Genomic DNA, 26,938 nt, shown 5'->3' on the forward strand with positions numbered 1-26,938 from the left:
ATTCAGGGCAGACGGCGCAGCACCCACAGGCCGTCCTCGCCGCCGGGGCGAGGATGTTCCAGCAGTGCCACGCGCTGCCAATGCGCGCCATCCACCAGGCCGGGCGTTTGCTGCAGCTTGTCACGGTCGATCACCAGCCAAGTGCAGCGGTTGGCGTCGGTCAGTGGCTCCAATCCGGAGGTGAGCACCACGTGGCTGTGGAACTGCAAGGCCGCCACTTGGGCGCGCGACAGGCCGAACCAGGCCAGGCAGGGCTTCTGCGTGGTGTTGGGTGCGGTTCCTTGGGTAGGGCTGGTCTGGATGACGGTGTCCATGCGCTGCACCAACGGCCCATAGCTGCGGGCGTGGTCAAGCGGTGGCATCCACAGGGTGGTCAGCAGCAGCCAGCACAGCGTCACCCCCCCGCGGGCAGCACCATGCTTTTCCAGAGCGCCGCCTGGTGGCGGCCGATGCGCCATTTGACGAGCCAGGCCCAGATCAGCGTGCCCATCAGAGCGAAGACGAAGGGCAGGATGATGAAACGCGGCACGAACAGCGGCGCCAGCTTCGCGATGTTGGCGGCGGGTTGGGGGGGCACACCGGTCTGCATGGCGATCCAGTAGGTCCAGATGAAGAGCGCGCAGAGGGTGAAAAACAGCAGCGTGAACCAGTCAATCAGGGCGGTCAAGCCACGGCTCATGGTCGGCAGGGCGAAGGCCGCGAGCGCGGCCAACGCGGGCAGGGCCAGCAGCAGGGCTCGATCACCCGCGGATGTCAGCATGGTGGTGCCCACCGTGAGCAGTGCCCAGCACAGCGGCAACGACAGGTGCCGACTGGGCTGATGGGCCAGCAACTGCCCTTGCCAGCGCCACAGGGTCCAGAGCACCAGCGGCCATACCGGCCAGGTGAACCACAGCAGCATGCGGCCCAGCCCCTGCCACCGCAGCGGCGAGTCGGGCAGGCCGAACTCGCTCCAGCGCAGCCCCCAGTGCCAGAGGTTCAGCACGGTGGAGAGTGCCGCAATGAAAACCGTCAAGGCCAGCAGTCGCCACAGGCCATGGCGATGGCGGCTGGGGTTTTCCTGGGCCTGGGCGCGGTCCAGAGCGTGGAAGAGCAGCCCTCCCGCGGACAGCAGCAGGGCCAGGATGGGCGCACCCGAGAGCGTCAGGCCTGTGAGCCCGGCCCCAGCTGACAGCATGGGCAACCAGCGATGGTAGGGCAGGGCCGCATAGGCAAAGAAGCTGAGCGTGACGAAACAGAGTTGGGCCGTCGCGGGGGTGGTTTCGTGCGCCAACTGAGCCAGACCCAGGCAGGCGATGAAGGCCAGCAGGCCGCCATCGGCGAGCGCACGGGCGTAATCCCTGGGCTCGGCCTCGCCGCCGAAGGCGAAGCTGACGGGTTGTGCCAGGGGGCTGCGCGCCAGGTAATAGATGCCGTACCAGACGCAGAGCAGCGTGAGCAGGAGCAGCAGAATGAAGGGGATGCGTGCTGCGAAGCCCGGGTTGATCCAGTCAGGCGCCAATTGGAGTGCCCAGGCACCAAGCCAGTAGGGAAGCAGCCCTTCTCCGTCGGGCGGCATGCCGCCAAGCCGCGGAGCCAGCCAATCCGTGTGGCCCGCCGCCAATTCGGCCATGTAGCCGAAGGCGGTGATGTCGGCGCGCTTCCACGGCGTGCGCCCGATGAAGCCGGGCAGGGCATAGGCCAGGCAGAGCAGCCAGAGCGCGAGACGCGGCAACCGTCGGACGGCACCTTGGGCAACGATGGCGGGATTGGTCACGGTGGCGGGATGATATAGACCGGATGTCGCGCTACGGTATCCGGATCAACAAGGAATAAGACGGGAGAAACAAAAAAGGCAGCCCTGGACTGGCTGCCTTTCTGCCTGCGACCCGGGGTCGGGTCCGACGTGCGCTTACTTGGCAGCGGTCTTGCCGTAACGGTTGCGGAACTTCTCGACGCGGCCACCCATGTTGTCGACGGACTTCTGCGTGCCCGTGTAGAAGGGGTGCGATTCGCTCGAGGTATCCAGCTTGAACAGGGGCAACTCGCGGCCGTCGTCCAGCTTGATGGTTTCCTTGGCCGGCGCGCAGGAACGGGTCACGAACTGGAAGTTGTTGGACAGGTCCAGGAAACAGACTTCGCGGTAGTTCGGGTGAATGCCTTCTTTCATGATGCTTCCTTCTCGATACCCTGAAGGTATCCGTAAATACGGGAGCCGGACCAGCCATGCGCAAACCGTTTGCGCACTACGAATTCTGGGCTACTTTCCGCAAAGTCGACGATTATAGCAACCTGGTTGGTTCAAGGGTGCATGGCCCGGGGCTGGGTCAGCCGCCTCGGCGCATCATGTCGAAGAACTCGTTGTTGGTCTTCGTGGCGCGCATCTGCTTGAGCACCATTTCCATGGCCTCGATCTCGTCCATGTTGTAGAGGAACTGGCGCAGGATGCGGGTCTTTTGCAGGATCTCGGGTTGCAGCAGCAGCTCCTCGCGGCGCGTGCCGCTGCGGCTGAGCTGAATCGAGGGGAAGACGCGCTTCTCGTAAAGGCGGCGGTCCAGGTGGATTTCGCTGTTGCCTGTGCCCTTGAATTCTTCAAAGATCACTTCGTCCATGCGGCTGCCCGTGTCGACCAGCGCGGTGGCGATGATGGTCAGCGAGCCGCCTTCCTCCACGTTGCGCGCCGCGCCCAGGAAACGCTTGGGGCGCTGCAGGGCGTTGGCGTCCACGCCGCCCGTCAGCACCTTGCCCGAGGACGGGACCACGTTGTTGTAGGCACGGGCCAGGCGGGTGATGGAGTCCAGCAGGATCACCACGTCTTTTTTCAATTCCACCAGGCGCTTCGCGCGCTCGATCACCATTTCGGCCACGTGCACGTGGCGAGCCGCGGGTTCGTCGAAGGTGGAGGCGATGACCTCGCCCTTGACGGTGCGCTGCATCTCGGTCACTTCTTCCGGGCGCTCGTCCACCAGCAGCACCATCATGTGACTGTCAGGGTAGTTGGCGGCGATCGCGTGGGCCATGTGCTGCATCATCACCGTCTTGCCGCTCTTGGGCGGCGCGACCAGCAGGGCGCGCTGGCCCTTGCCGATGGGGGCGATGATGTCGATGATGCGGCCGGTGATGTTCTCGTCGCTTTTCAGGTTGTCCTGTTCCAGCTTCATCTGCACCTTGGGGAACAGCGGCGTCAGGTTCTCGAACATCACCTTGTGCTTGTTCTGCTCGGGGCCTCCGCCGTTGACCTTGTCCAGCTTGTTCAGCGCGAAGTAGCGCTCGCCGTCCTTGGGCGTGCGCACATCGCCTTCGATCAGGTCGCCCGTGTGCAGATTGAAACGCCGCACCTGGCTGGGGCTGATGTAGATGTCGTCCGTGCTCGCCGTGTAGCTCGAATCCGGGCTGCGCAGGAAACCGAAGCCGTCGGGCAGGATTTCCAGCACGCCGTCGGCGTAGACCGTTTCGCCCGCCTTGGCGCGCTTCTTGATGATGGCGAACATCAGCTCCTGCTTGCGCATGCGGCCGGTGTTCTCGATTTCGAGCGCTTCGGCCTGCTGCAGCAATTCGGAGACGTGCAGGGCCTTGAGTTCGTTGATGTGCATGGGTTCCCTCGGTAGGGAGTCGGTGGAAACAGGGGGGAGGGTGAACGGTGAGTACCAGGCCGGGCTTGACGTGGGTGGTCGGCCTGCCGGACTCTGATCGGCGGCCATGCGGGTCACCGATGAATGGCGCGGATTATGACAGGAAAAAAGTCGCGTCCGTGCATGTCGTCGGCGCGGACACGCCAAAAAGAAAAACGACCGTGCTCCTGGGGGAGGACGGTCGTCGTCGTTCCGTCCCGGCCGGGTGACCGGGGCGGAAGAAGATCAGGCGGCAAGCTGCTGGTCGATGAAGGCAGTCAACTGGGCCTTGCTCATGGCCCCCACCTTGGTGGCGGCAAGCTGGCCGTCCTTGAACAGCATCAACGTCGGGATGCCGCGGATGCCGAACTTGGCCGGGATGTCACGGTTTTCGTCAACGTTGAGCTTGGCGATCTGCAGCTTGCCCTGGTAGGTGCCGGCCACTTCGTCCAGGACGGGCGCGATCATCTTGCAGGGACCGCACCATTCGGCCCAGTAGTCCACCAGCACGGGCTGGCTGGCGTTCAGGACGTCGGCTTCGAAGGAAGCGTCGGAAACATGCTTGATGAGTTCGCTGGCCATGGAAAGCTCCTTGATGTGCCGTGGATGGCGATGAATATGAAGTACGGGTCTGGCCTAGATGGGTCGGCTTGCCTCAATATCAAGGCAACCGGGCGATACGGCTACAGTGCGCGGCATTGTGACAGAAAGCATGAATCATCGTTGGCGGCGCTGGCTTGAGGCGGTCGCCGAATCGCTGCGCGCACGCGGGGTCCATCCGGCCCGGGCCGTGGTGCTGCTGCCCTACGCGCAGCTCATGCCGGTGGCGGCGCGCCTGTGGGGTGCGCGATACCCCGTGGGCTTCGCACCGCGCTTCGAAACCACGCAGAACTGGGCCCAGGCCCTGGCCGGCACGCTCGCTGGCACAGGCGCATCGACGCCGGGCCAGGACGGCGCGGATCTGCGTTTCAAGCCAGCCCTCGACTTGCTGACGGCCCATGTGCTGTTGGAACAGGCCGGCCTGGGTGCCCAGGCTGCGGTGGCGGCGCCACTCTTGCTCGAGGCCGCCCAGCAACTGGCCCCGCTCGCGGCGGCGCAGCCGCCCGCGCAACGGGTCGCCTGGGGCCAGCGTGCCAGCCATGCAGCCCGCACGGGCCTCGAGGACGGCCTGGAAGGCCAGGTCTTGCGGTTGGAAGCCGCGGTCGCGCAGATCGCCGTGGCATGGGTCGTGAATTCTTCCTATGGCAGCGATGTGTTTTTTTCATCGGAGGTCCGGACCTCGACCGATGGCCTGCTGGTCTTGCCCGGCCTGCAGCCGGACCCACTGGTCGAGGGGCTGCGCCAGGCCTGGGGCGATGACCTGGTGCTGCTGGATCCGACCGTGCTGCCCGGAGAAACGGCGTCGGATACCCCTGTCCGTGCGCCTGTGTCCCTGCATGCGGCGACGGATGCCGCCGACGAGGCGGAGCGCGCCGCCGCCTGCATCCTGCGCCACCTGCAGGCGGGGCGTGTCCCGGTTGCCGTCGCCGTCATCGATCGGGCGCTCACGCGCCGGGTGCGCGCCATGCTGGCGCGCCACGGCGTGCAGATGCGCGACGAGACCGGGTGGAAGTTGTCCACCACGCGCGCGGGCGCGCAAGTGATGGCCGCGCTGCGCGCTTGCGCTCGGGATGCCAGCAGCGATGCCGTGCTCGACTGGCTCAAGCACGCGCCGGCCTGTGACGAGCTGGCCCTGCGCGCGCTGGAAGCTGCTTTGCGCCGCCAGCCACGGCGCTTGTGGCGGCATGCCGTGGCCGGGCTTGCCGAAGCGCGCCAAGGACGCGGCGCGGAGGACGAGATGCAGTCCTTGCTGCGTGACCTCGAAAGCTGGCGCGCCGCCATCATGGAAGGGCGAGGCACGCGCACCCTGCAGGAATGGCTTGATGCGCTGCAAGCCCAACTGAGCCTCTGCGGCCTCTGGGACACGCTGATGCAGGACGAGGCGGGGCGTGAGCTGGCGGGCGCCCTGCATTACGCGCTGGACGAAACCGGCCGCGCCGCGCCACGACTGCCTGCCGAAGCGCTCTGGGCGCGCCGCCGCTGGTCCTTGAGTGAGTTCACGAGCTGGGTGGACCGGGCGCTGGAGTCCGCGATCTTCAAGCCCGCCTACCCCTTGCGCGAACAGGCCGTGTTGTTGCCCTTGGCGCAAATGCTGGGGCGTGATTTCGGTGCCATCGTGCTGCCCGGCTGCGACGAACGCAGTCTGCCCGCCGCGCCTGAGCCTGGCGGACCATGGACGGCCGCGCAGCGTGCCGCCCTGGGCCTGCCCACCCGCGAGGCCTTGCAGGCCGCGCAAGAGGCGGCGTGGGAGGAGGCTTTGTCGCGCGCCTGTCCGGTCGACATCCTGTGGCGAGGCAGCGACGCGGACGGCGAACCATTGCTGGCCAGTTCCCTGGTCCAGAGGCTGCAGTTGGAAGCGCGGGCGCAAGGAGCGCGGCGCCTTGAAGTCGGGTTCAAGCCGCGGTCCGTGGCGGGTCTCGCTGCGACCGGGGACGCGATAAACCAGGGGAGCGAGATGTCCGATCCACGCGATCGGCGGGTCGTCGCACCCACGCCGACGCCCAGACCCGCGCCTCGCCTGCTGCCACCCTGGACCGAGGTGCTGCGGCCCGGGCGCCTGTCCGCCAGCGCCTACCAGGACCTGCGCCACTGTCCCTACCGTTTCCACGCCCTGCGTCTGCTGGGTTTGCGTGAAGCCGAGGAGATCGAAGGCGAACTGGACAAGCGCGATTTCGGGCTCTGGCTGCATGCCGTGTTGCAAACCTTCCACGCCCAGGACTTGCCCGATGGCGCCAGCCGGGAGGCTCGGGCCACGCGCCTGGACGCCGCGGCGCAAGCCGTGGCGCGCGAGCAGCGCCTGGCCGACGATGAGTTCCTGCCCTTCCAGGCCGCGTGGCCGCGACTGCGTGACGGCTATCTCGATTGGTTGGCCACGCACGAGGCCGAAGGCTGGCGCTTCGCGCTCGGCGAACACCCGGCCGAACAGGCCTTGACGCTCGTCACGCTGTTCGGCCGCCTCGACCGGGTGGACCGGGCCTCGGGGGGGCTGATGGTGATGGACTACAAGACCGAGGCCGAGCAGACCACCCGTGCCCGCGTGAAGGAGGCGCTCGAAGACACGCAACTTGCGTTCTACGCGGCGCTGTTGCCCGAGCCTGGGATCGGGGGCGGGGGGCTTGCGTCCGTGCCCGGTGCCAGCGATGAAGGCGGGGCTGGCCTGCGCGCGGCCTATGTCAATGTGGGCGAGGGAGAGACCCGCTTGCATGAGCAGCCGGAGATCGCGCAGGCCCGCGCGGCCTTGCTGGAAGGGCTGGTGCATGACCTCACGCGCATCGGCCAGGGCGCGCCCCTGCCGCCTCTGGGCGAGGGGGCCGTCTGCGATACCTGCGCCGCGCGCGGTCTGTGCCGCAAGGATTTCTGGAATGAATAAAGGCCCCCACGCTGCGCCGTTGCACGGGTCGCTGCCTCCCGAGGGGGCTGGGCCGCCATGGGAGCGGCCCGGCGGCGGTGCGCCCATCCCGCAACAACAAGCCGCTTATGAACACAACGGCCGTCTGGTCAGCCGCGAGGCGTTTTACGCCATCGCCTGCGATCCAAGGCGGCACGTGGCCGTGGAAGCCTGCGCGGGCGCGGGCAAGACCTGGATGCTGGTCTCGCGCATCCTGCGCGCGCTGCTGGGCGAACGCGGTGACGACGGTGCCCAGGCGCATGAGATCCTGGCCATTACCTTCACCAAGAAGGCCGCGGGTGAAATGCGCCAGCGCCTCATGGAGTGGCTGGCTGAATTCGCGCGGGGCGAGGACGCCAAGTTGCGCGACGAACTGCGCGCGCGTGGTGTCGACGCGGCGCACGTGGACGCACTCATCGCGCCCCTGCGGGGCTTGCACCTGCGTCTGCTGCGACAGGGGCGCGGCGTGCAGATTCGCACCTTCCACAGTTGGTTTGCGGCGCTGCTGCGCAATGCGCCGCTGGCCGTGCTGGAGGAACTGGGGCTGCCTGCCGCCTATGAGCTGCTGGAAAGCGACGACGAGGCGAAAGCCCAAGTCTGGCGCCCGTTCCATGCGCGGCTCTTGCGCGAGCATGAGCAGGGAGGCACGGCCTTGGCGGATTACCAGGCCGTGGTGGCGCGGCATGGCCGTAGCCAGACCGAGAAGGCCCTGGACGCCGCGCTGGACAAGCGCGTGGAATTCACGCTGGCCGACGCGGCAGGCACCATCGAAACCTCGGTGCCACGCTTTGACGCCATGTTTCCCCTGTTCAGTGGCCTGACTGCACCTTCGCACTCTCTGGCCGGTGAAGCCGCCGCCGCGCGTTGGCTGGCCTGGAGTCAGGCTCTGGGGCAGGAAAAGAACAAGACGCCGCAAAGCGCCGCGCGGTCCATCGAGCAGGCTTTCTCCGAATCGGCGGATGGGGACGAACGCCTGGTCGCATTGCGCAAGGCCTTGTTCGTGGCCGACGAAGACCGGCTCACGCAAAACCTCAAGAAATACCCGGTGGCGCAGCAGGCCGAAGCCGAATTGCAACCCTTGTTGCAAGCCCAGCGGCAGCACGAGGCGTGGGTGCATCAACAACGCATGACGCGGCTGGCGCGCATCCTGCTGGAGGAATACGCCGCCTTGAAACGCCAGCGTGGCTGGGTGGACATGAGCGACGTGGAGCGTGCCGCCCTGCATCTGCTGGAGCGCTCCGAGCTCAGCGCCTGGCTGCAACAACGCCTGGACGCACGCACGCGTCACCTGCTCATCGATGAGTTCCAGGACACCAACCCGCTGCAGTGGCAGGCCCTGCATGCATGGTTGTCCGCCTATGCCGGCGTGGGAGGCGGGATGACGAGCGGTGATGGCGCGCCACGCCTGTTCATCGTCGGGGATCCCAAGCAGAGCATCTACCGCTTTCGTCGTGCCGAGCCACAGATCTTCCGGGCCGCGCAGGGCTTCGTGCAGGCTCTGGGCGGCGACCTGCTGGCCTGCGACCACACGCGCCGCAACGCGCCTGCGGTGCTGGCGCGGGTCAACGCCGTGCTGTGCGAGGCGCAGACCTTGGGCGAGTACGAGGGGTTTCGTTCGCACACCACGGAATCCGTGCAGGTGGGCGAGGCATCGGTCCTGCCCCTGATCGAACGCCAACCCAGAGAGCGGAAGGAGGCCATCGCGGTCTGGCGCGACAGCCTGCTTGCACCGCGCGTCACGTCGGAGGACTCCTTGCGCGCGCGCGAGTGCCGTCAGGCCGCTGATTGGATCGCCGGGCAGATCCGGGCCGGTCTGCCCCCGGGGACGTCATGGTGCTGGCGCGCAAGCGCGATCGCCTGGTGGCGATGCAAGCCGAATTGCTGGCCCTGGGCGTACCCGCCACCCAACCGGAGCAGGGCGATCTGGGCGCCGCGCCCGAGGTGCAGGACTTGATCGCCTTGCTCGATGTGCTGGTGTCGACCGGGCACGATCTGTCGCTCGCGCGGGTTTTGCGTTCACCCTTGTTCGGGCCCGGCGCCGGGCTGGACGACGCCGCGCTGCTGGAGATCGCGGCGCGCCAGCGTGGTGGCAGGCAGGCCTGGTTCGATCTGCTGCAGACGACTCCGGCCACTGCCTGGACCCATGCGGGCCTGGGTGATGTGGGGCCGTGCCTTCGTCGCTGGCAGCATTGGGTGCGCACCTTGCCTCCCCACGACGCGCTGGACGCGATCTATGCCGATGGCGACGTGGTGGCGCGCTGCATGGCGGCCGCGCCCCCGCATCTGCGCGCGCGCGTCCAGACCCATCTGCGGGCGTTGCTGGAGGCCGCCTTGCAATTCGACGGCGGGCGTTATGCCACGCCCTATGCCCTGGTCCGTGCCGTGCGCGCCGGCAAGCTGCCCGCGCCCGCGCAACCCATGCCCGAGGGAGGCGCCGTGCGCCTGTTGACCGTGCATGGCGCCAAGGGGCTGGAAGCCGAGAAGGTGCTCATCCTCGACACCGACACGCCGCCACAGCGTGCCCAGACCATGAGCGTGTTGCTGGACTGGCCCGGCGAGGCGTCGGCACCCCGCAGCTTCGTCTTCCTCGCCAGCGAGAAGGAAGAACGTTTGCCGCCCAGCGCGCGCGAGGTCTATGCGCGTGAGCAGGGCGCGCGCGCGCGCGAGGAACTGAACATGCTCTACGTCGCGCTCACGCGCGCGCGGGCGCAGCTGGTCTTCTCCGCCGTGCAACCTCACCAGCAGAACCCGGAAGGCAGAAGCTGGTGGCAACGTCTGTCCCCGGTCTGTGCTCGGTTGGAGCCGGAGGCCATCCAGGCGCCGTCCGAGGGTGGAGATGAACGCGGTGGCACCGGCCGCGGAGTGTCCGCCGCCCAAATCGGGTTGTCCGACATCGTGCTGCAAGTCCTGCCCGAGGTCTGGTTCGACCCGGTGCCGGTGTCCGCGCCACAGGCGCCGGAGGACACCCTGGCGGCCCGGCTCGGCTCGGCCATGCACCGTTTGCTGGAATGGGCCGCGCTGGATGCACCGGATTTCAGCGCCGCTCAGATGGAGCGTGCCGGCGCCGAGCAGGGGCTGGCGCCCTCGCAGACGGGGCAGGCCGTTACCAGGGCGCAACGCATCCTGCAAGGGGAGGGGGCCTGGGCCTGGCGCAGCACCGATGTGGCCTGGTGGGCCAACGAGGTGCCGGTCATGATCGACGGCCAGGTCCGCCGCATCGATCGCCTGCTGCGCCATCGAGATGGCACCTGGTGGGTGCTGGACTACAAGTCCGCGAGCTATGCACAGGCCGCAGCGGTGACGCGAGAGCAGATGCTGGCGCAGCTGCGCGCTTACGGCGATGCCGTGCGCTTGGCATGTCCCGGACAGGCAGTGCGCATCGCATTCCTCGACGCGCAAGGCCGGGTAGACGTCGTGGAATGAGGCAAGGCAACCTGCATTGCCCAGGGACGTGGATGCCGCTTGTGCGTGTCAAGGTCTGAACGAACAGGATGAGGATGAAGAACCATGGATGTTTCCGGATCGGTATCGTCGCAGCGTCGCGCCTTGATCAGTGCTTTTGCCACCCTGTCCGGTCTGGCGATGCTCTCCGCGCATGTTGGAGCGCGGGCGATCGGGGCGGGCCCGCGCTTGGTCAACGACCCCTTTGCCGCTGGCATCGCCAGCGGTTCGCCCTCGCCGGACGGTTTCGTCTTGTGGACGCGCTTGCTGGCCCCCGAGCTCTTGAATGCGGGGCCGGTGCCGGTGCGCTGGGAAGTGTTCGATGAAGGCGTCGGCCACCGCGTGATCGCAAGTGGTGAGAGCTGGGCTGAGCCTGCGCTGGGGCATGCTGTGCACGTCGAGGTGACAGGTCTGCGTTCCGACACTTGGTATGGCTACCGCTTCATGGCGGGCGAGGCCGTGAGCGCATCGGGTCGCGCACGTACCTTGCCGGCGTCCGGCGCCACCGTGGATCGACTTCGCCTGGCGTTGGCGTCCTGCCAGCGCTGGGAGTCCGGCCACTACGCGGCATACCGGCACATGCGAGTGGATTCTCCCGACATGGTGGTGTTCGTCGGTGATTACATCTATGAAAGAGCGGGTGCGTCGGCAGGGCGAGGCGAGGCGCGTCACCATGACTTGCCGCAAGCGCGCACCCTGGAAAGTTACCGCGCGCGTTATGCCCTGTACAAGAGCGATCCGGACTTGCAGGCCATGCACGCGGCCTGCCCGTGGCTGGTGACCTGGGACGATCACGAGCTGGAGAACAACCATGGTGGCACCTGGTCCATCACGGACACGCCGGACTTCGCAGCGCGGCGGGTGGCGTCCTACCAGGCGTATTACGAGCACATGCCTCTGCGCGCCGCCACCATGCTGGCCGGACTGCAGGGTCTGCAGACGGGCGCGGGCGGACTGCGCATCCATCAGCATTACGACCATGGCCGATTGGCGCGGCTCTATTTGCTGGACAACCGCCAGTACCGCGACCGACCCTTGTGCGGCAAAGCCCCGAAAGCGGCCGAGGCCCGGGTCTGCCTGGGGCAAGAACCCACGCCGCGGCGATCCATGCTGGGGCGCGCGCAGGAGCAATGGCTGGAAGGCGCTTTGCGGGATGCGCATGGCGCTGGAACGGCCTGGAACCTGATCGCGCAGCAGACGCGTTTCACGCCCGCCAACTATGGGCATGGTCTGGGCGTTTCCGCGGGCACCGATGGTTGGGATGGTTACCCTGGCGCGCGGCAGGCCCTGATCGACACCCTGGTCGCGAGCGCGGCACGCAACCCGGTCCTTCTGGGGGGCGACATCCACAAGAACTGGGTGGCCCAGGTGCACCAGAATCCCTATTCCATTGCTTCCCCCGTGGTCGCCACCGAGTACTGCGGCACCAGCATCTCTTCTGGCGCCACCGCCGCGTCGGCACCGGCGGACGCAAAGGCGCGGCAGGGAAACCCGCATTGCCTCTTCGTCCACTCCCGCAAGCGGGGGTATGGCCTGATCGATCTGTCGCCTGAACGCATGGTGGTGACCTTGCGAGGCTTGGAGGACGTCACGCGCGCCGATTCCGGCATCGACACCTTGGCCACCTTCGTGACGGAGGCCGGGCGCCCCGGCGTGCGGTCGCTGTCCTGAAATTGAGGGCCCCGAACCTTCCCAGGTCGGGATGCCATCAAGCCACAATATTTGCTGTCTAGAATCCGCAACCGGGCGTGCAACGTCGTCCGCAGATATTCCATGCGGGCGCCCCGCTGCCCACCATTTTTACCAGTCGCCCTTGCGAGCGACCATCGATTGGATCCATCTTGAAGATTGCCATTGCCGGGACTGGCTACGTCGGCCTGTCCAACGCCGTTTTGCTGGCCCAGCAGCATGAAGTGACCGCCCTCGACATCGACCCGGCCAAGGTCAACTTGATCAACGATCGGCACTCACCGATCGAAGACAAGGAGATCGAGGCGTACCTCGCCAGCAAGCCCTTGAAGTTGCGCGCCACGCTGGACAAACACGAGGCTTATGGGCAGGCGGAATTCGTTGTCATCGCGACGCCCACCGATTACGACCCCGATACCAATTACTTCAACACCCGCTCGGTCGAGGCGGTGGCGCGCGATGTGATGGCCATCAACCCGCGTGCGGTGATGGTCATCAAGTCCACCATCCCGGTCGGTTACACCGAGCAGCTCAAGCGCACGCTCGGGTCCGACAACATCATCTTCTCGCCCGAGTTCCTGCGCGAGGGCAAGGCGTTGTACGACAACCTGCACCCCAGCCGGATCGTGGTCGGTGAGCGTTCGACGCGAGGCCAGGTCTTCGCGGACCTGTTGCGCCTCGCGTCGCTCAAGCCGGATGCCGAGGTGCTGCTGACCGACAACACCGAGGCCGAGGCGATCAAGCTGTTTGCCAACACCTTTCTGGCGATGCGGGTGGCCTTCTTCAACGAGCTGGACACCTACGCCGCCGTGCATGGTCTGGACACGCGCCAGATCATCCAGGGCGTGGGGCTGGACCCGCGCATTGGCAATCACTACAACAATCCCAGCTTTGGTTATGGTGGGTATTGCCTGCCCAAGGACACCAAGCAATTGCTGGCCAATTACAAGGACGTGCCGCAGAGCCTGATCCGTGCCATCGTGGACGCCAACACCACGCGCAAGGATTTCGTGGCCGAGGACATCCTGCGCCGGGGGCCGAAGGTGGTGGGCATCCATCGCCTGATCATGAAGGCTGGCAGCGACAACTTCCGCGCCAGCAGCATCCAGGGCGTGATGAAGCGACTCAAGGCCAAGGGTGTTGACGTGGTGGTCTACGAGCCCGTGCTGAAGGAAGACAGTTTCTTCGGTTCACGCGTTGTCCGTGACCTGGCCGAATTCAAGCAGATCGCCGACGTGATCGTCGCGAACCGCCGCGTGGCCGAGCTGGATGACGTGGGGGACAAGGTCTACACCCGCGATCTCTTTGGCGGTGACGCCTGAGCTTGGCCCCGGGCGCGGACCGTAAAATCCGCATTTCCAGTTCACTCCTGAATCATTTTCCATGTCCGCGATCTCCATCAGCCATATTTCCGCCGGCAACGCGCTGCCTTTTGTCCTCTTCGGGGGTATCAACGTGCTGGAGTCCCGTGACCTGGCCTTGCGTGCCTGCGAGGAGTACGTGCGTGTCACGGGCAAGCTGCGGATTCCCTATGTCTTCAAGGCCAGCTTCGACAAGGCCAATCGCTCATCCATCCATTCCTACCGTGGTCCCGGCCTGGACGAGGGACTGCGCATTTTCGAGGATGTGAAGAAGACGTTTGGGGTGCCGCTGATCACCGACGTGCATGAGCCGCATCAGGCACAGGCCGTCGCCGAGGTCGTGGACGTGCTGCAACTGCCGGCTTTCCTGGCTCGGCAGACCGATCTGGTCGTGGCCCTGGCCAAGACCGGGCGGGTCATCAATATCAAGAAGCCGCAGTTCCTGAGCCCTTCCCAGGTGGGCAACATCGTCGAGAAATTCAAGGAGGCCGGCAACGACCAGCTCATCCTCTGCGACCGCGGCACCTGCTTTGGCTACGACAACCTGGTGGTGGACATGCTGGGTTTCGGCGTGATGAAGCAGGTCAGCGGCAACCTGCCCGTGATCTTCGACGCCACGCACGCCCTTCAGCAGCGCGCCCCCGGCGCGGCAGCCTCGGGTGGGCGGCGCGAGCAATTGGTGGACCTGGCTCGCGCCGGCATGGCCGTGGGCCTGGCGGGCCTGTTCCTGGAGGCTCACCCGAATCCGGACAAGGCCTTGTGTGATGGCCCCAGCGCCTTGCCGCTGGACAAGCTGGAACCCTTCCTGAGCCAGATCAAGGCCTTGGACGACCTGGTGAAGTCCTTCGTGCCGCTCGATATCCGCTGAGAGATCACGTCGCGATCGACGTGGCTTGGTGTGGGGCGGCGCCCAGGTCGAGGGCGCCGGGTGCTCTGCGGCGTGGCGTGGTGCGCTCGCAATGAGGCACAGGCCTGGGCATGGCAGGTTCTGTATGGCGTGATATTTATCAACAAGGTGCGGCATGCTCAAGCTCTACATCGGCAACAAGAACTATTCCTCCTGGTCCATGCGGCCCTGGGTGCTGCTGCGGCAGGCGGGCATTCCTTTCGAGGAAGTCAAGGTTCGCTTTGATTCCTTCGAGTCGGACTCCGACTTCAAGCAGGTCATTGGCCGCATCAATCCGGTCGGCAAGGTGCCGGTGCTGACCGATGATGGGCTGGTCATCTGGGACACTTTGGCCATTGCCGAATATCTGGCCGAATCTTTCCCCGAGCACAAGCTCTGGCCGCAAGAGCGGGCGCGTCGTGCCCGCGCACGCAGCGTCTGTGCCGAGATGCATGCCGGTTTCATGGCCTTGCGCGGCCACTGCAGCATGAACATTGAGGCCGATCTGTCCGAGGCGGGCGCGCGCATCTGGCACGAACAGCCCGCGGTGCGCGCGGATGTGGCTCGGATCACGCAGATGTGGCGCGAATTGCTGCGCGAGAGCGGTCGGCAGGAGATGCTCTTCGGCGACTTCTCGATCGCCGACGCGTACTTCGCGCCGGTCTGCACCCGCCTGAAGACCTATGCCTTGCCGGTGCCCGAAGACATCGCGGACTACATTGCGCGTGTCCATGCCCAGCCGGGAGTGCGGGCATGGGTCGCGGATGCGCTGGCGGAGCGGGATTTCATCCCGTTCGAGGAGCCTTACCGGCAAGTCCCGGCCTGACGCCAGGCGGGCGGGCGCTGGGCCGGGCCGATGCGGCAGCCCTCAGCGTGGTTTGCGCGCCTGGCTGGCGCCCCACTTGGGTGCGTAGGCCGTTACTTCGCCGAGACGGCGCGTCAGTTCGATACCAGTCGCGGTGAGCAGGTAGCCTTCGTTGTCGTGATGCAGCAGCCCGCTGGCCCGCAGTTCCTTTAGCCGCGTGTTCAGTGTGTTCGGCGTGATGCCCCCCACGCTGTCCTGCAGCAGGCGGAAGGTCTGGGCATGGCCGTCGCGCAAGGCCCAGAGCACGCGCATCGCGTAACGGGATTCGAGCAGAGCCAGCAGCTGGCTCATGGCGGCGCTTTCCTTCGCGCCCACGTCCCTGGCGCCGAACTTGCCGCCGGCACCGAGGGTGTTTTTTGCTGTGCCGGTCATGGGGAAAGCTGCGCGGGGAAACGGCCATGGCCGTGGCCGAGGCAGTGCAAAGGGACGCGCAATATAGCGCAGTTTCCCGCGTGCTACAACATTCATAGCTGACAGAAGTTGGCAAGCGTGCGAAAAGCACGGCGCGCGCCGATTTGCGCCGTCGGCCCCGGGTTCAGAGGTAGATTTTTTCCAGCAGGCGCAATAGCGCGCGGCGTTCCGCCGTGCTCAGGCGCGCGGTGACCTGGGCATCGTTCTGGCTGGCCGCGCGTTCGGCCTTGCGCACGAGCGCGCGACCGGCGACGGTGAGGTGCAGACCCATGGCGCGACCATCGTGGGGATGCGGGCGGCGTTCGATGAGGCCGCGCTTCTTCTCGTGTTGCTGCAGCATGCCCACCAGGTTCGGCGGCTGGATGCCAAGCGCGCCACAGAGCTGACGCGACGTGATGCCGGGGTTGTGGTGGATCAGCGAGAGCACGGAGAACTCGACCGGGCGGAGTTCATAGGCCGCCATGCGCGGCAGGAAACTGGCGATGGCCGCGAGCGAGACGCGTCGCGCGCCATAGCCAATCAGGGTTTGCAGGAAGCTGGCATCGACCTGGTCAATCGCCGGCTCAGGCGCCGCCTCGTCCTCGCGTTGCTTGGCGACGGGCGCAGTCTTGCGCGCGGCGGAGCGGGCAGGACGGCGGATTGCTGGCGACGAGGGGGGAGAGGAAGACATCAAGGCGCGGTGAATGAAAATCGCCCCGGCGGGCGCGCGGCGCAGCCGGGGCGTAAACCGTCAAGATCAGGATTCTGCGGTGAAGCCGACCTTCTTGACCAGCGGAGCCCAACGCTTGAACTCCGATTCCAGCGAGGCACGCATGGCCTGGGGCGTGCTGCCCGCCGTCACCAGGCCGATGGCAGCCAGACCGTCGATCACGGCCTTGTCCTTCAACGCGGCCTGGATGGCCGCGTTCGCTGTATTGATGACGCTCGTGGGTGTCTTGGCCGGCGCAAAGAAGCCAAACCATTCCTCGGCAACGATCTCTGGATAGCCCAGTTCGGCGAAGGTGGGCGCATCGGGTTCGGCGACGCGCTTGGGCGCCGAGACGGCCAGGATGCGCAGCCGGCCGCTCTTGGCGTGGGCCAGCGAATCACCCGTGGGCGTGACGCAAGCGGCGATCTGCCCGCCCACCGTGTCATTCACGGCTGGCAGGGAGCCGCGGAAGGGCACGTGCTGGAAGGTGATGCCGGCGTTGACGCCGAACAGCGAACCGACAAAGTGCGGCATGGAACCCGCGCCGGGCGAGCCGAAGCTGGACTTTTCGGGGTTGGCCTTGGCCCAGGCCACGAAATCCTTGAGTGTCTTGACACTGTCGGGCACCATGGGGCCGACGGCCAGCGCGAAGATCATCTGCGCGCCGATGGAGATGGGTGCGAAATCCGCCATCGTGTAGTTCATCTTGGTGTACACGTGCGGGTAGATCGTGAGCGCCGAGGCTTGCGCCAGCGTGAGCACGGAACCATCGGCGGGCGAACTTTTCAGAGTTTCCAGCACGATGCGGCCGCCCGCGCCGGGCTTGTTCTCCACCACGGCATTGGTCTGGGCGTAGGGCGTGCCGCCCAGCTTGTCGGCCACGCGGCGAGCCAGGCTGTCGCCCGCGCTGCCGGCGGGGAAGCCGTAATAGATCTTGGGCTGGGCCACCTGCGCGAACGCGGGCAGCGATTGCAGGGCCGCCAGCGCGGCGCCGCCGCCCAGGGCCAGATTGAAATGACGTCGATTCAGGTTCATGGTTTGTCTCCTAGTGTGAAGTTATCGAGGGGCGGAAAAAGCTTCCGACGCCGGGCAGCTGGTGCTGCCCGTGCCCCGGGTCGGTTCTATCGTGGCGCCATCCGCAGCGCGCCGTCGAGTCGGATCACTTCGCCGTTGAGGTGGCCATTGGTCACGACATGGCAGGCCAGGCGCGCGAACTCCTCGGGCTGACCCAGGCGCTTGGGGAAGGGAATGGACGCCGCGAGCGATTGTTGCACTTCCTCCGGCAACTCCTTCACCAGGGGCGTGGCGAACAGACCGGGGGCGATGGTGCAGACCCGGATGGCGTGCTGGGCCAAGTCGCGCGCCATGGGCAGGGTCATGCCGACGATGCCGCCCTTGGAGGCGCTGTAGGCCTGCTGGCCGACCTGACCATCGTAGGCCGCGATCGAGGCCGTGAACATCATCACCCCGCGTTCGCCATCGTCCAGCAGGGGCAGCTTGGCGCAGGCGGCGGCGAACAAGCGGCTGACGTTGTAGCTGCCGATCAGGTTGATGTTCACCACGCGGGCGAAGTCTTCCAGCGGCGCGGGGTTGCCGTCCTTGCCGACGATGCGCTTGGCCGAGCCGATGCCCGCGATGTTCATCAGGATGCGGGCAGGGCCGTGCGCCGCCTCGGCCTTGGCGATCGCCGCGCCCACGCTGTCGGGGCTCGTGATGTCGCAGACCTGGAAGAGGCCCCCGATCTCAGTCGCCACCTTCGCGCCGGCGATGGCGTTCACGTCCAATACGGTCACCTTGGCGCCCAGTCGGGCCAGTTCGCGCGCCGTCGCTTCACCGAGGCCAGAGGCGCCACCGGTCACGAGCGCGGCTTGTCCTTCAATCTTCATGGTCGTCTCCTGGTGTTGCGTGCGTCGTCACTCGGGTTTGAGGATGCCAGGGGCCAGATCGTCGTGCAGGGCCTGCACCAGCGCGTCGCGGTGCTTGAGCACGGCGCGCTGGTTGATCGAGCCCTTGTCGGTGACTTCGCCCTTGTCGATGGAGGGCGGCTCGTCCAGCAGCAGGGCGCGTGCGATGCGGTTGGCGCTGCCGGTGGCGCCACGCGCCAGTTCGTTGACCACGGCCTGCATGCGTTGACGCACGGGGCTGCTGGCCAGCACCTCGCTCATCGGCGCGTCGGGCCCCAGCCCACTGACCGCGCGGCAGGCCGGCGAGGGGAAGATCAGCGCGCCGACTTCCTTGCGGTTCAGGCCGGTCAAGACCACGTCTTGCACCAGGGGCGCGCCGGTCACGATGACCTTGGCGCGCAGCGGACCCACGCTCACGAAGGTGCCCGTGGCGAGCTTGAAGTCCTCGGCTATGCGGCCGTCGAATTTCAGGCCGCGGTGCAGGTCCTGCCCGTCGATCCATTGCACGGCGTCGCCGGTGCAGAGGTAGCCTTCTTCGTCGAAGGCCTCGCGCGTGGCGGCCTCGGAGCGCCAGTAGCCCGGCGTCACGTTGGGGCCGCGATAGCGCACCTCGATCTTGCCGTCCACTTCCACCAGCTTGAGCGTCATGCCCGGCACCGGCACGCCGATGTCACCGGCCTTCACGTCCGGGCTGTTGACGAACATGGCCGAGGGCGCGGACTCCGTCATGCCCAGACCGGTGGCCATCACGATGCGTTCGCTGATCTCGGCCTCGGCCGTGGCGTGCAGGCTGTCCCAGACCGGCTGGGCCAGACCCGCGCCCGAGTAGAAGAACATCTTCACGCGCGACAGCAGCGTCTTGCGCAACGCCGCGTCGGTCTTCATGGCCTGGGCGATCATTTCGAAACCCGTGGGCACGTTGAAGTACACGGTGGGCGCGACCTCGCGCAGGTTGCGCAGGGTCTCGGCGATCCCGGCTGCCGTGGGTTTGCCGTCGTCGATGTAGAGCGTGCCGCCGTGCATCAGCGTCAGACCCACGTTGTGGTTGCCACCGAATGTGTGATTCCAGGGCAGCCAGTCCACGAAGATCGGCGCCTCTTCGGCCAGCGCAGGCAGCGAGAGCGTGATCTGCTGCAGGTTGGCGCACCACATGCGGTGGGTGTTGATCACCGGCTTGGGCATCTTGGTCGAGCCCGAGGTGAAGAGGAACTTGGCGATCGTGTCGGGACGCACCGCGTGCATGGCCACGTCCACGGCGCCCTTGCCACTGGTGCGCGGCAGGGTGTCGTGCAGGGACTGCAGGGTCGTGGTCTTGCGGCCCTCGATCTTGCCTTGCGCCAGCACCACGTCGACGTTCTTGCCCACGGTGGCCTGGATCGCCTTGCCGTAGCGCGCGCCGTCGGCGGCGAAGACCAGCCCCGGCGTCAGCGTGTCCATCACGTGGCGGAGTTTGTCGTAGTCCTGGCTGACCGTGGCGTAGGCCGGCGACACGGGACAGTAGGGGATGCCCGCGTAGATGCAGGCCAGGGACATCAGCGCGTGTTCGAGCGTGTTTTCGCTGAGGATCATCACGGGGCGTTCGGCGCTGAGGCCGAGGTCCAGCAGGGCCTGGCCGACCCGCCGCGCGCCACCCAGGGCTTGGGCGTAGCTGACGCGGATCCAGTCCCCGGTCTTGCCATCGGCCAGCTGCTCCCGGCGCGCGAAGAAGGTGCGGTCGGGCGCGGCTTCGGCCCAGTGCAGCAGATGGTCGCTCAGGCGGCGCGCGTACGGACCCAGGGGCAACTCGGCATCGACGTAGCGCACGGCGCGGCCTTGCGAGTCCTGGCCTTCGCGCACCTTGACACGGGTAACGCCGAAGCGCACGGAACGGTAGCGTGCCTGGGTGCTCATGCTTTTTTCACCTTCGCGGCCTTGCCCTCGAGGAAGGCGCGCACGCGGGCCTTGGCCTCGGGCGCGCTCTGGGCGATGGCGGCCATCATGGCCTCGGTCAGGAAGCCTTGATCCGCCGGTTGCTCGGCGATGCGCGGCAGGGCATGGATCAATGCGTAGTTGGTCAGGGGCGCGTTCTGGGCCACGCGGGCGGCAAGTTCCAACGCCTTGTCAAAGGCCGTGCCCTGCGGCACCAGGTATTGCGCGAAGCCGGCCTTCTCGCCGTCGGCAGCGTTGTAGACGCGGCCGGTCAGCATCATGTCCGTCATGCGCGCGGCACCGATCAGGCGTGGGATGCGCACCGCGCCGCCGCCGCCGACGAAGATGCCGCGGGAGCCCTCGGGCAGTGCGTAGAAGGTGCTGTCGTCGGCCACACGGATGTGGCAGGCCGAGGCCAGCTCGAGGCCGCCGCCGACCACCGCGCCGTGCAGCGCGGCAATGACGGGCACCGGACCGTACTGCACGCGCTCCAGCGCGGCGTGCCACATGCGCGAATGGTGCAGGCCTTCGCCCGCATCGCGTTCCTTGAGTTCGGAGAGATCCAGGCCCGCGCAGAAATGCTCGCCTTCGCCGGTGATGACGGCGGCGCGCACGCCCCCTTCGCCGGTCGGCAGGTTCTCGAACAAGTCGCGCAGGGCGAGGATGAGGGCGTCGTTGAGCGCGTTGCGCTTGACGGGACGGGTCAGGCGGATGACGGCGATTTCATTGTCATCGCCTTGCCGCTCGAAGTGGAGGTCAGGGTTGTGCATCTTGTGTTTCCGATGGGGATGAATTATTGTTATGAGAAATAACCAATTCAAGCTGCGACCGCCTTCCTTTCTTCGGTGTTTACCCGCAGAATCCCATTCAAGCTTGCAGACAATTCAGCATGGACTACAAGAATCTGATCGCCATCGACATCCACACCCACGCGGAAGTGAGCTGCTGGAATCCGTTCGACAACTACGGCGAGGAATACGACCGCGCGGCGGACAAGTACTTCCGCTCCAGCCGTCGGCCGACGATCGCCGAGACGATCGCCTACTACCGCGAACGAAAGATCGGCCTGGTGATGTTCACCGTCGACAGCGAGGCCCAACTCGGCCGTCGCCGCATTCCCAATGAGGAGATCGCCGAGGCGGCCCAGGCCAACAGCGACATGATGATGTGCTTCGCCAGTATCGACCCGCACAAGGGCAAGATGGGCGCGCGCGAGGCGCGCCGCCTGATCGCCGAACACGGCGTCAAGGGTTTCAAGTTCCACCCGACGGTGCAGGGCTACCACCCCTACGACAAGATGGCCTGGCCCATCTACGAGGTGATCGCCGAGCACAAGTTGCCCGCCATCTTCCACACCGGGCACAGCGGCATCGGCAGTGGCATGCGTTGTGGCGGCGGCCTGCGGCTCGAATACAGCAACCCCATCCATCTGGACGACGTGGCGATCGATTTCCCCGACATGCAGATCGTGATGGCGCATCCAAGCTGGCCCTGGCAGGACGAGGCCCTGAGCGTGGCCATGCACAAGCCCAATGTCTGGATCGATCTGTCGGGCTGGAGCCCCAAGTATTTCCCGAAGCAACTGGTCCAGTACGCCAACACGCTGCTGAAAGACCGCATGCTGTTCGGCAGCGACTACCCGCTCATCACGCCCGAGCGCTGGATGAAGGATTTCGAAGAAGCGGGTTTCAAGCCCGAGGTCATGCCCGGCATCCTCAAGGACAACGCCGTGCGCCTCCTGGGCCTGACCTGAGCCGGCGGTGCGCGCCTTCGCGGCGTGCTGGCTCCAGACGGTTTGAGATTCGGGTTTACCCGTAATTCCGTGCTCCCTCGCGCACGCTTGGGCGCGGGGTAAGATATTTCAAACCGTTATATCTATCAGTCTGTTTTTTGGCTTGCGGATGCAACGGTTTGCAGCGACAGTAGCGCACCTTTGCCCCGTTGTGCTCTTGCGTTTCCGCTGCCGGAACGTGTCTGCGCGGTCATGGCAAAGTGCCTGCGCCCTGGCGCGCGATGGCGGCAATCTCAGACTTATATAAAGGAGTCAACTCTCATGAAAAAGCGTACCTTCCTGAGCGCTTCGGCACTGGTCCTGACAGCCGCGCTCGGCTCCACGGCCGTGCTCGCGCAGGACGTGTTCAAGGTGGGTCTGATCGTGCCCATGACCGGGCAGCAGGCCACCACCGGCAAGCAAATCGAAGCCGCCGTCAAGCTCTACATCGCCCAGAACGGCAGCATGGTTGCTGGCAAGAAGATTGAGCTCATCGTCAAGGACGACACCAGCGTTCCCGACGTGACCAAGCGCCTGGCCCAGGAACTGGTGGTGCAGGACAAGGTGGACGTGCTGGCCGGCATGGGCATCACGCCCTCGGCCTTCGCCACCGCGCCCATCGCCACCCAGAGCAAGACGCCGTTGGTCGTGATGGCCGCGGCCACGTCCAGCATCACACTGTCTTCGCCCTTCATCGTGCGCACCAGCATGACGCTGCCGCAGACGTCATCGCCCCTGGCCGACTGGGCGGCGAAGAACGGCATCAAGAAGGTCGTGACCATGGTCTCCGACTACGGTCCTGGCATTGACGCCGAGAAGTTCTTCACGGCCCGCCTGACCGCCGCCGGTGGCACCGTGGTCGAATCGATGCGCGCCCCCATGCGCAACCCCGATTTCGCACCCTTCCTGCAGAAGGTGCGTGACCTCAAGCCCGACGCTCTGTTCGTCTTCGTGCCCTCGGGTGCGGGCGCCGCGGTCATGAAGCAGTTCCAGGAACGTGGCATGGACAAGGCCGGCATCAAGCTGATCGGCACCGGCGACCTCACGGACGACGACCAGCTCAATGGCATGGGCGACGTCGCGCTGGGTGTCGTGACCTCCATGCAGTACTCGGCCTACCACCCCTCGGCCAAGAACAAGGCCTTCGTGGCGGCCTTCAAGAAGGCCAACAACTTCCGCCCCAACTTCTTCGCCGTAGGTGGGTATGACGGCATGCACGTGATCTACGAGGGCCTCAAGGCCACCAAGGGTCAGGGCGGCGAGGCGCTGGTCAACGCGATGAAGAACCTGAAGTGGGAAAGCCCGCGTGGCCCGGTGTCCATCGACCCGGAAACCCGCGACATCGTGCAGAACATCTACCTGAGCAAGGTGGAGCGCAAGGATGGCGAGCTGTACAACGTGGAATTTGACGTCATCAAGGACGTGAAAGACCCGGGCAAGGCGGCCAAGTAAGTCCGCACGCATGGGCGCCCCTGCTCAGGAGGGGCGCCCATGTTTTTTCCTCTGATGTTTTCCCGTCCTGAATTCGACATCGTGTCTCCATGCTGACCATACTTTTCGACGGCATCGCCTACGGCATGCTGCTCTTCATCCTGGCGGTTGGCCTGTCCGTCACCATGGGCCTGATGAACTTCATCAATCTGGCCCACGGCGCCTTCGCGATGGTGGGTGGCTATCTCACCGTCATCCTGATGCAGCGCCATGGCGTGCCTTTCCTGCTGTGCCTGCCCCTGGCCTTCCTGGGCTCTGCCCTGCTGGGCGCCGTGCTGGAGCGCACCCTGTACCGTCCGATGTACAGCAAGCCACACCTGAATCAGGTGCTGTTTTCCATCGGCCTGACCTTCATGGCCGTGGCGGTCATGGACTATTTCTTCACGTCCAGCCAGCAGATCGTCCAGTTGCCCGAATGGCTCAAGGGCCGCACCGAACTGGGTGACGGCACGGCGTGGGAGCTGGGCATGGGGCATTACCGCCTGTTCATTGTCGCGGTGTGCGTGGCCCTGACCCTCGCGCTGCAGACCATCCTGAGTCGCACCCGCTTCGGCAGCCGCCTGCGCGCCTCGGTGGATGACCAGCGCGTGGCCGCCGGCCTGGGCATCAATGTCAACGCCGTTTTCCTGCTGACCTTCGCGGCCGGCTCGGGCCTGGCGGGCCTGGGCGGCGCGCTGGGCGCCGAGATCCTGATCCTTGACCCGAGCTTTCCCCTGCGCTACATGGTCTATTTCCTGATCGTGGTGGCCGTCGGCGGCACGTCTTCGATCACCGGCCCGCTGCTGGCGGCCCTGTTGCTGGGCATTGCCGACGTGGCCGGCAAGTACTACATCCCGCGCTTTGGCGCGTTCATCGTGTATTTCCTGATGATCGTCATCCTCATCTGGCGCCCACAAGGCCTGTTCGTGCGCAAGGGGGGCAAGGCATGAACGCGACGTCTTCCCTGCACGAGTTCCAGCGCTGGAAGCGCTGGGAGCCGGTCTTCTGGCTGCTGGCGCTGGCCTCGCCCTGGTGGCTCAGCGGCCATGCATTGCTCATCAACGAAGTGGCCATCGTGGCCTTGTTCGCGCTGTCGCTCGACCTCATCATGGGGTACGCCGGCATCGTTTCGCTCGGCCATGCCGCTTTCTTCGGCATGGGCGCCTACGCGGCAGCCCTGTTCGCCAAGCACATCCATCCTGATCCGGTGCTAGGCCTGCTTTTCGGCATTGCCGTCTCCACGGTGCTGGGCGCGGTAGCGTCGCTGTCCATCATGCGTGGCACCAGCCTCACGCTGCTGATGGTGACCATGGGCGTGGCGCTCATCCTCATGGAACTGGCCAACAAACTGAATTGGCTGACGGGCGGTGCTGACGGCTTGCAAGGTGTGATCATGGGACCCGTGCTGGGTCGCTTCGAATTCGACCTGTATGGCCAGGTGGCTGCCTGGTATTCGCTGGTGGTGCTCTTCGTGTTCTTCTTGCTGTCGCGCCGTTTCGTGCATTCGCCCCTGGGCGGTACCTTGATGGCCTTGCGCGACAACCGTCTGCGCGCGCAGTCCATCGGCATTCCGGTGGCGGCGCGGCTGGCCTTGATCTACACCATCGCCGCGGGCGTGGCGGGCGCCGCTGGCGCGCTGCTGGCGCAGACCACCAGCTTCGCCTCGGTCGAGGTCTTTGCCTTCGACCGTTCGGCCGACCTGGTGCTGCTGGTCGTGATCGGTGGCGCGGGCTGGCTCTACGGTGGCGTGATCGGCGCGGTCATCTTCAAGGTGCTGCAGGACTGGATTTCTTCCATCACCCCGCAGTACTGGACGTTCTGGATCGGTCTTTTCCTCGTTGTGCTGATGTTGGTGGGCCGTGAGCGCGTGATCCGCCCCTGGACTTGGATATCGCGGGGCAAGAAAAAATGATCTCTACCGACATCGTTCAAAAAGACGTCGTTCTGTCAGCCCAGGGCCTGGTCAAGCGCTTTGGCGGCATCACGGCCACGGGCAATGTGAGCCTGGATCTGAAGCGTGGCGCGCGCCATGCGCTGATCGGGCCCAATGGCGCGGGCAAGACCACGCTGATCAATCTGCTGACCGGCGTGCTGGACCCGACCGAAGGGCGCATCCTGCTCGAAGGCGACGACATAACCCGCCTCGCGCCGCACCAGCGCGTGCGTCGCGGCATGGTGCGTACTTTCCAGATCAATCAGCTCTTCGACACGCTGACTCCGCTGCAGACACTGGCGCTCACCGTGTCCCAGCACATGGGTCTGGGCGCGCGCTGGTGGCAACCGCTGGGCCGCAATCCGAAAGTGGTTGCGCGATGCGAGCAGCTGCTGGAGCAATTTCGCTTGACCGAGGTGATGAACCAGCGCACCGACGTGCTGGCCTATGGCAAGCGCCGCCTGCTGGAGATCGCCATCGCCCTGGCCTGCGAGCCGCGCGTGCTCTTGCTGGACGAGCCGGTGGCGGGCGTGCCCGCGGGCGAGCGCGAGGAAATTTTGCAGACCGTGGCGGCCTTGCCCGCAGACGTGTCGGTGTTGCTGATCGAACACGATATGGACTTGGTTTTCAGTTTCGCCAAACGCATGACGGTGCTGGTCAACGGTGTCGTGTTGACCGAGGGCAACCCCGAGGAAATCGCCAATGATCCACGCGTGAAGGAGGTCTACCTCGGCCATGGTGAAGGGAGCCACGCATGAGCCAGCTCCTCCAGGTCGAGAACCTCAGCGCCGGTTATGGCGAAGCCGTGGTGCTGAACGGTGTTTCCGTCAGGCTGGATCAGGGCAAGACCCTGGCCCTGCTCGGGCGCAACGGCACCGGCAAGACCACCTTCATGAACACACTGGCGGGCGCGACGCGACAGCACGGCGGCAGCATCACGCTCGATGGCGTGGCTTTGCACAAGACGCCCTTGCACCTGCGCGCCGCCGCCGGCATCGGTTGGGTGCCGCAAGAGCGCAACATCTTCAAATCACTGACGGTGGATGAAAACCTGACGGCGGTGGCGCGTCCGGGCCGCACAGGCAGGGCGGTCGCTGGTGCTTCCGCGTGGACCCCCGCGCGCGTCTACGAACTCTTCCCCCGCCTGGCCGAGCGCAAGACCAATCTTGGCTCCCAGCTCTCGGGTGGCGAGCAGCAGATGCTGGCCGTGGGCCGGGCCCTGGTGCTCAATCCCAAGCTGCTGCTGCTGGACGAGCCGCTGGAGGGCCTGGCCCCCATCATCGTGCAGGAATTGCTGCGTGCCATCGGCCGCATCACGCGCGAGGAAGGCCTCTCGGCCATCATCGTCGAGCAACATCCGCAGGCCATCCTGGCCATTTCCGACCAGGCCGCCGTCTTGGACCGTGGCACCGTGGTGCATGCGGGCACAGCGCGTGCCCTGCTGGATCAGCCCGAGTTGCTGGACAAATTGCTGGGCGTGGCGCGCTGAGGCCGCCGTGCCCTCGCCCTCGAACCCTGTTTCTACTAGGAGTAA

20 protein-coding genes and 2 pseudogenes are annotated in these 26,938 nt (G+C 66.0%); 12 read left to right on the forward strand and 10 right to left on the reverse strand.

The window, feature by feature from the left end:
- Positions 1-2: 2 nt before the first annotated feature.
- From DW355_RS09580 to trxA, 4 genes and pseudogenes are all read right to left on the reverse strand, one after another.
- Positions 3-1,756 (reverse strand): annotated as a pseudogene (locus DW355_RS09580) (hypothetical protein).
- Positions 1,757-1,891: 135 nt separating this feature from the next.
- Positions 1,892-2,149 carry a type B 50S ribosomal protein L31 gene (locus DW355_RS09585; RefSeq protein WP_131279608.1) on the reverse strand — a complete coding sequence of 86 codons (258 nt, stop codon included), beginning with the start codon at positions 2,147-2,149 and terminating at the stop codon, positions 1,892-1,894.
- Between the two features lie 157 nt (positions 2,150-2,306).
- The gene (gene rho, locus DW355_RS09590; protein ID WP_131279609.1) at positions 2,307-3,572 is read right to left on the reverse strand and encodes a transcription termination factor Rho; all 1,266 of its coding nucleotides are present in this window, start codon (positions 3,570-3,572) and stop codon (positions 2,307-2,309) included.
- A gap of 264 nt (positions 3,573-3,836) precedes the next feature.
- Entirely contained in the window at positions 3,837-4,172 is a 336-nt protein-coding gene (trxA, locus tag DW355_RS09595) for a thioredoxin TrxA (protein WP_006298451.1), read from the reverse strand.
- A gap of 130 nt (positions 4,173-4,302) precedes the next feature.
- Between trxA and DW355_RS09600 the strand changes: the two genes are divergently transcribed.
- The 6 genes and pseudogenes from DW355_RS09600 to DW355_RS09625 all read left to right on the forward strand — a co-directional run bounded on the left by DW355_RS09600 (position 4,303) and on the right by DW355_RS09625 (position 15,280).
- A complete protein-coding gene (locus tag DW355_RS09600; RefSeq protein WP_131279611.1) occupies positions 4,303-7,059 on the forward strand; it encodes a PD-(D/E)XK nuclease family protein in 2,757 nt (918 codons plus the stop codon).
- An 85-nt stretch (positions 7,060-7,144) separates the two neighbouring features.
- Positions 7,145-10,500 (forward strand): annotated as a pseudogene (locus DW355_RS18555) (UvrD-helicase domain-containing protein).
- A gap of 84 nt (positions 10,501-10,584) precedes the next feature.
- Complete coding sequence (locus DW355_RS09610) at positions 10,585-12,189, forward strand: alkaline phosphatase D family protein (RefSeq protein ID WP_131279613.1); 1,605 nt, start codon at positions 10,585-10,587, stop codon at positions 12,187-12,189.
- Between the two features lie 170 nt (positions 12,190-12,359).
- Entirely contained in the window at positions 12,360-13,529 is a 1,170-nt protein-coding gene (locus DW355_RS09615; RefSeq protein WP_131279615.1) for a nucleotide sugar dehydrogenase, read from the forward strand.
- A 61-nt stretch (positions 13,530-13,590) separates the two neighbouring features.
- Positions 13,591-14,436, forward strand: coding sequence for a 3-deoxy-8-phosphooctulonate synthase (gene kdsA, locus DW355_RS09620; protein WP_131279617.1), 846 nt, complete (start codon positions 13,591-13,593; stop codon positions 14,434-14,436).
- Between the two features lie 154 nt (positions 14,437-14,590).
- Entirely contained in the window at positions 14,591-15,280 is a 690-nt protein-coding gene (locus DW355_RS09625; RefSeq protein ID WP_131279619.1) for a glutathione S-transferase family protein, read from the forward strand.
- Positions 15,281-15,322: 42 nt separating this feature from the next.
- Here DW355_RS09625 and DW355_RS09630 read toward each other — a convergent pair whose 3' ends face one another.
- The 6 genes from DW355_RS09630 to DW355_RS09655 all read right to left on the reverse strand — a co-directional run bounded on the left by DW355_RS09630 (position 15,323) and on the right by DW355_RS09655 (position 21,000).
- The gene (locus tag DW355_RS09630; protein ID WP_131279621.1) at positions 15,323-15,691 is read right to left on the reverse strand and encodes a winged helix-turn-helix transcriptional regulator; all 369 of its coding nucleotides are present in this window, start codon (positions 15,689-15,691) and stop codon (positions 15,323-15,325) included.
- Positions 15,692-15,854: 163 nt separating this feature from the next.
- Positions 15,855-16,400, reverse strand: a complete 546-nt coding sequence (locus tag DW355_RS09635) for a MarR family winged helix-turn-helix transcriptional regulator (protein ID WP_165493166.1) — start codon at positions 16,398-16,400, stop codon at positions 15,855-15,857.
- A gap of 66 nt (positions 16,401-16,466) precedes the next feature.
- Entirely contained in the window at positions 16,467-17,453 is a 987-nt protein-coding gene (locus tag DW355_RS09640) for a Bug family tripartite tricarboxylate transporter substrate binding protein (RefSeq protein ID WP_131279623.1), read from the reverse strand.
- An 86-nt stretch (positions 17,454-17,539) separates the two neighbouring features.
- Positions 17,540-18,304, reverse strand: coding sequence for an SDR family NAD(P)-dependent oxidoreductase (locus tag DW355_RS09645; RefSeq protein ID WP_131279625.1), 765 nt, complete (start codon positions 18,302-18,304; stop codon positions 17,540-17,542).
- 27 nt (positions 18,305-18,331) lie between these two features.
- On the reverse strand, positions 18,332-20,212 hold the full coding sequence (locus DW355_RS09650; protein WP_131279627.1) for a feruloyl-CoA synthase: 1,881 nt from the start codon (positions 20,210-20,212) through the stop codon (positions 18,332-18,334).
- Complete coding sequence (locus DW355_RS09655) at positions 20,209-21,000, reverse strand: crotonase/enoyl-CoA hydratase family protein (RefSeq protein WP_131279629.1); 792 nt, start codon at positions 20,998-21,000, stop codon at positions 20,209-20,211. Before DW355_RS09655 ends, DW355_RS09650 begins: the two co-directional genes overlap by 4 nt.
- Before the next feature lie 119 nt (positions 21,001-21,119).
- Here DW355_RS09655 and DW355_RS09660 point away from each other — a divergent pair, with 119 nt between their 5' ends.
- The 6 genes from DW355_RS09660 to DW355_RS09685 all read left to right on the forward strand — a co-directional run bounded on the left by DW355_RS09660 (position 21,120) and on the right by DW355_RS09685 (position 26,893).
- Complete coding sequence (locus DW355_RS09660; protein ID WP_131279631.1) at positions 21,120-21,983, forward strand: amidohydrolase family protein; 864 nt, start codon at positions 21,120-21,122, stop codon at positions 21,981-21,983.
- Positions 21,984-22,283: 300 nt separating this feature from the next.
- Positions 22,284-23,453, forward strand: a complete 1,170-nt coding sequence (locus DW355_RS09665; protein WP_131279633.1) for an ABC transporter substrate-binding protein — start codon at positions 22,284-22,286, stop codon at positions 23,451-23,453.
- Positions 23,454-23,542: 89 nt separating this feature from the next.
- Complete coding sequence (locus DW355_RS09670) at positions 23,543-24,421, forward strand: branched-chain amino acid ABC transporter permease (protein WP_131279635.1); 879 nt, start codon at positions 23,543-23,545, stop codon at positions 24,419-24,421.
- Positions 24,418-25,383 carry a branched-chain amino acid ABC transporter permease gene (locus DW355_RS09675; RefSeq protein ID WP_131279637.1) on the forward strand — a complete coding sequence of 322 codons (966 nt, stop codon included), beginning with the start codon at positions 24,418-24,420 and terminating at the stop codon, positions 25,381-25,383. The genes DW355_RS09670 and DW355_RS09675 overlap by 4 nt, the downstream gene beginning before the upstream one ends.
- Entirely contained in the window at positions 25,380-26,162 is a 783-nt protein-coding gene (locus DW355_RS09680) for an ABC transporter ATP-binding protein (protein WP_131279639.1), read from the forward strand. Before DW355_RS09675 ends, DW355_RS09680 begins: the two co-directional genes overlap by 4 nt.
- Complete coding sequence (locus DW355_RS09685) at positions 26,159-26,893, forward strand: ABC transporter ATP-binding protein (RefSeq protein ID WP_131279641.1); 735 nt, start codon at positions 26,159-26,161, stop codon at positions 26,891-26,893. The genes DW355_RS09680 and DW355_RS09685 overlap by 4 nt, the downstream gene beginning before the upstream one ends.
- Positions 26,894-26,938: the final 45 nt, after the last annotated feature.

Origin of the sequence: Hylemonella gracilis (assembly GCF_004328645.1) — a bacterium.
Classification (GTDB): domain Bacteria; phylum Pseudomonadota; class Gammaproteobacteria; order Burkholderiales; family Burkholderiaceae_C; genus Hylemonella; species Hylemonella gracilis_B.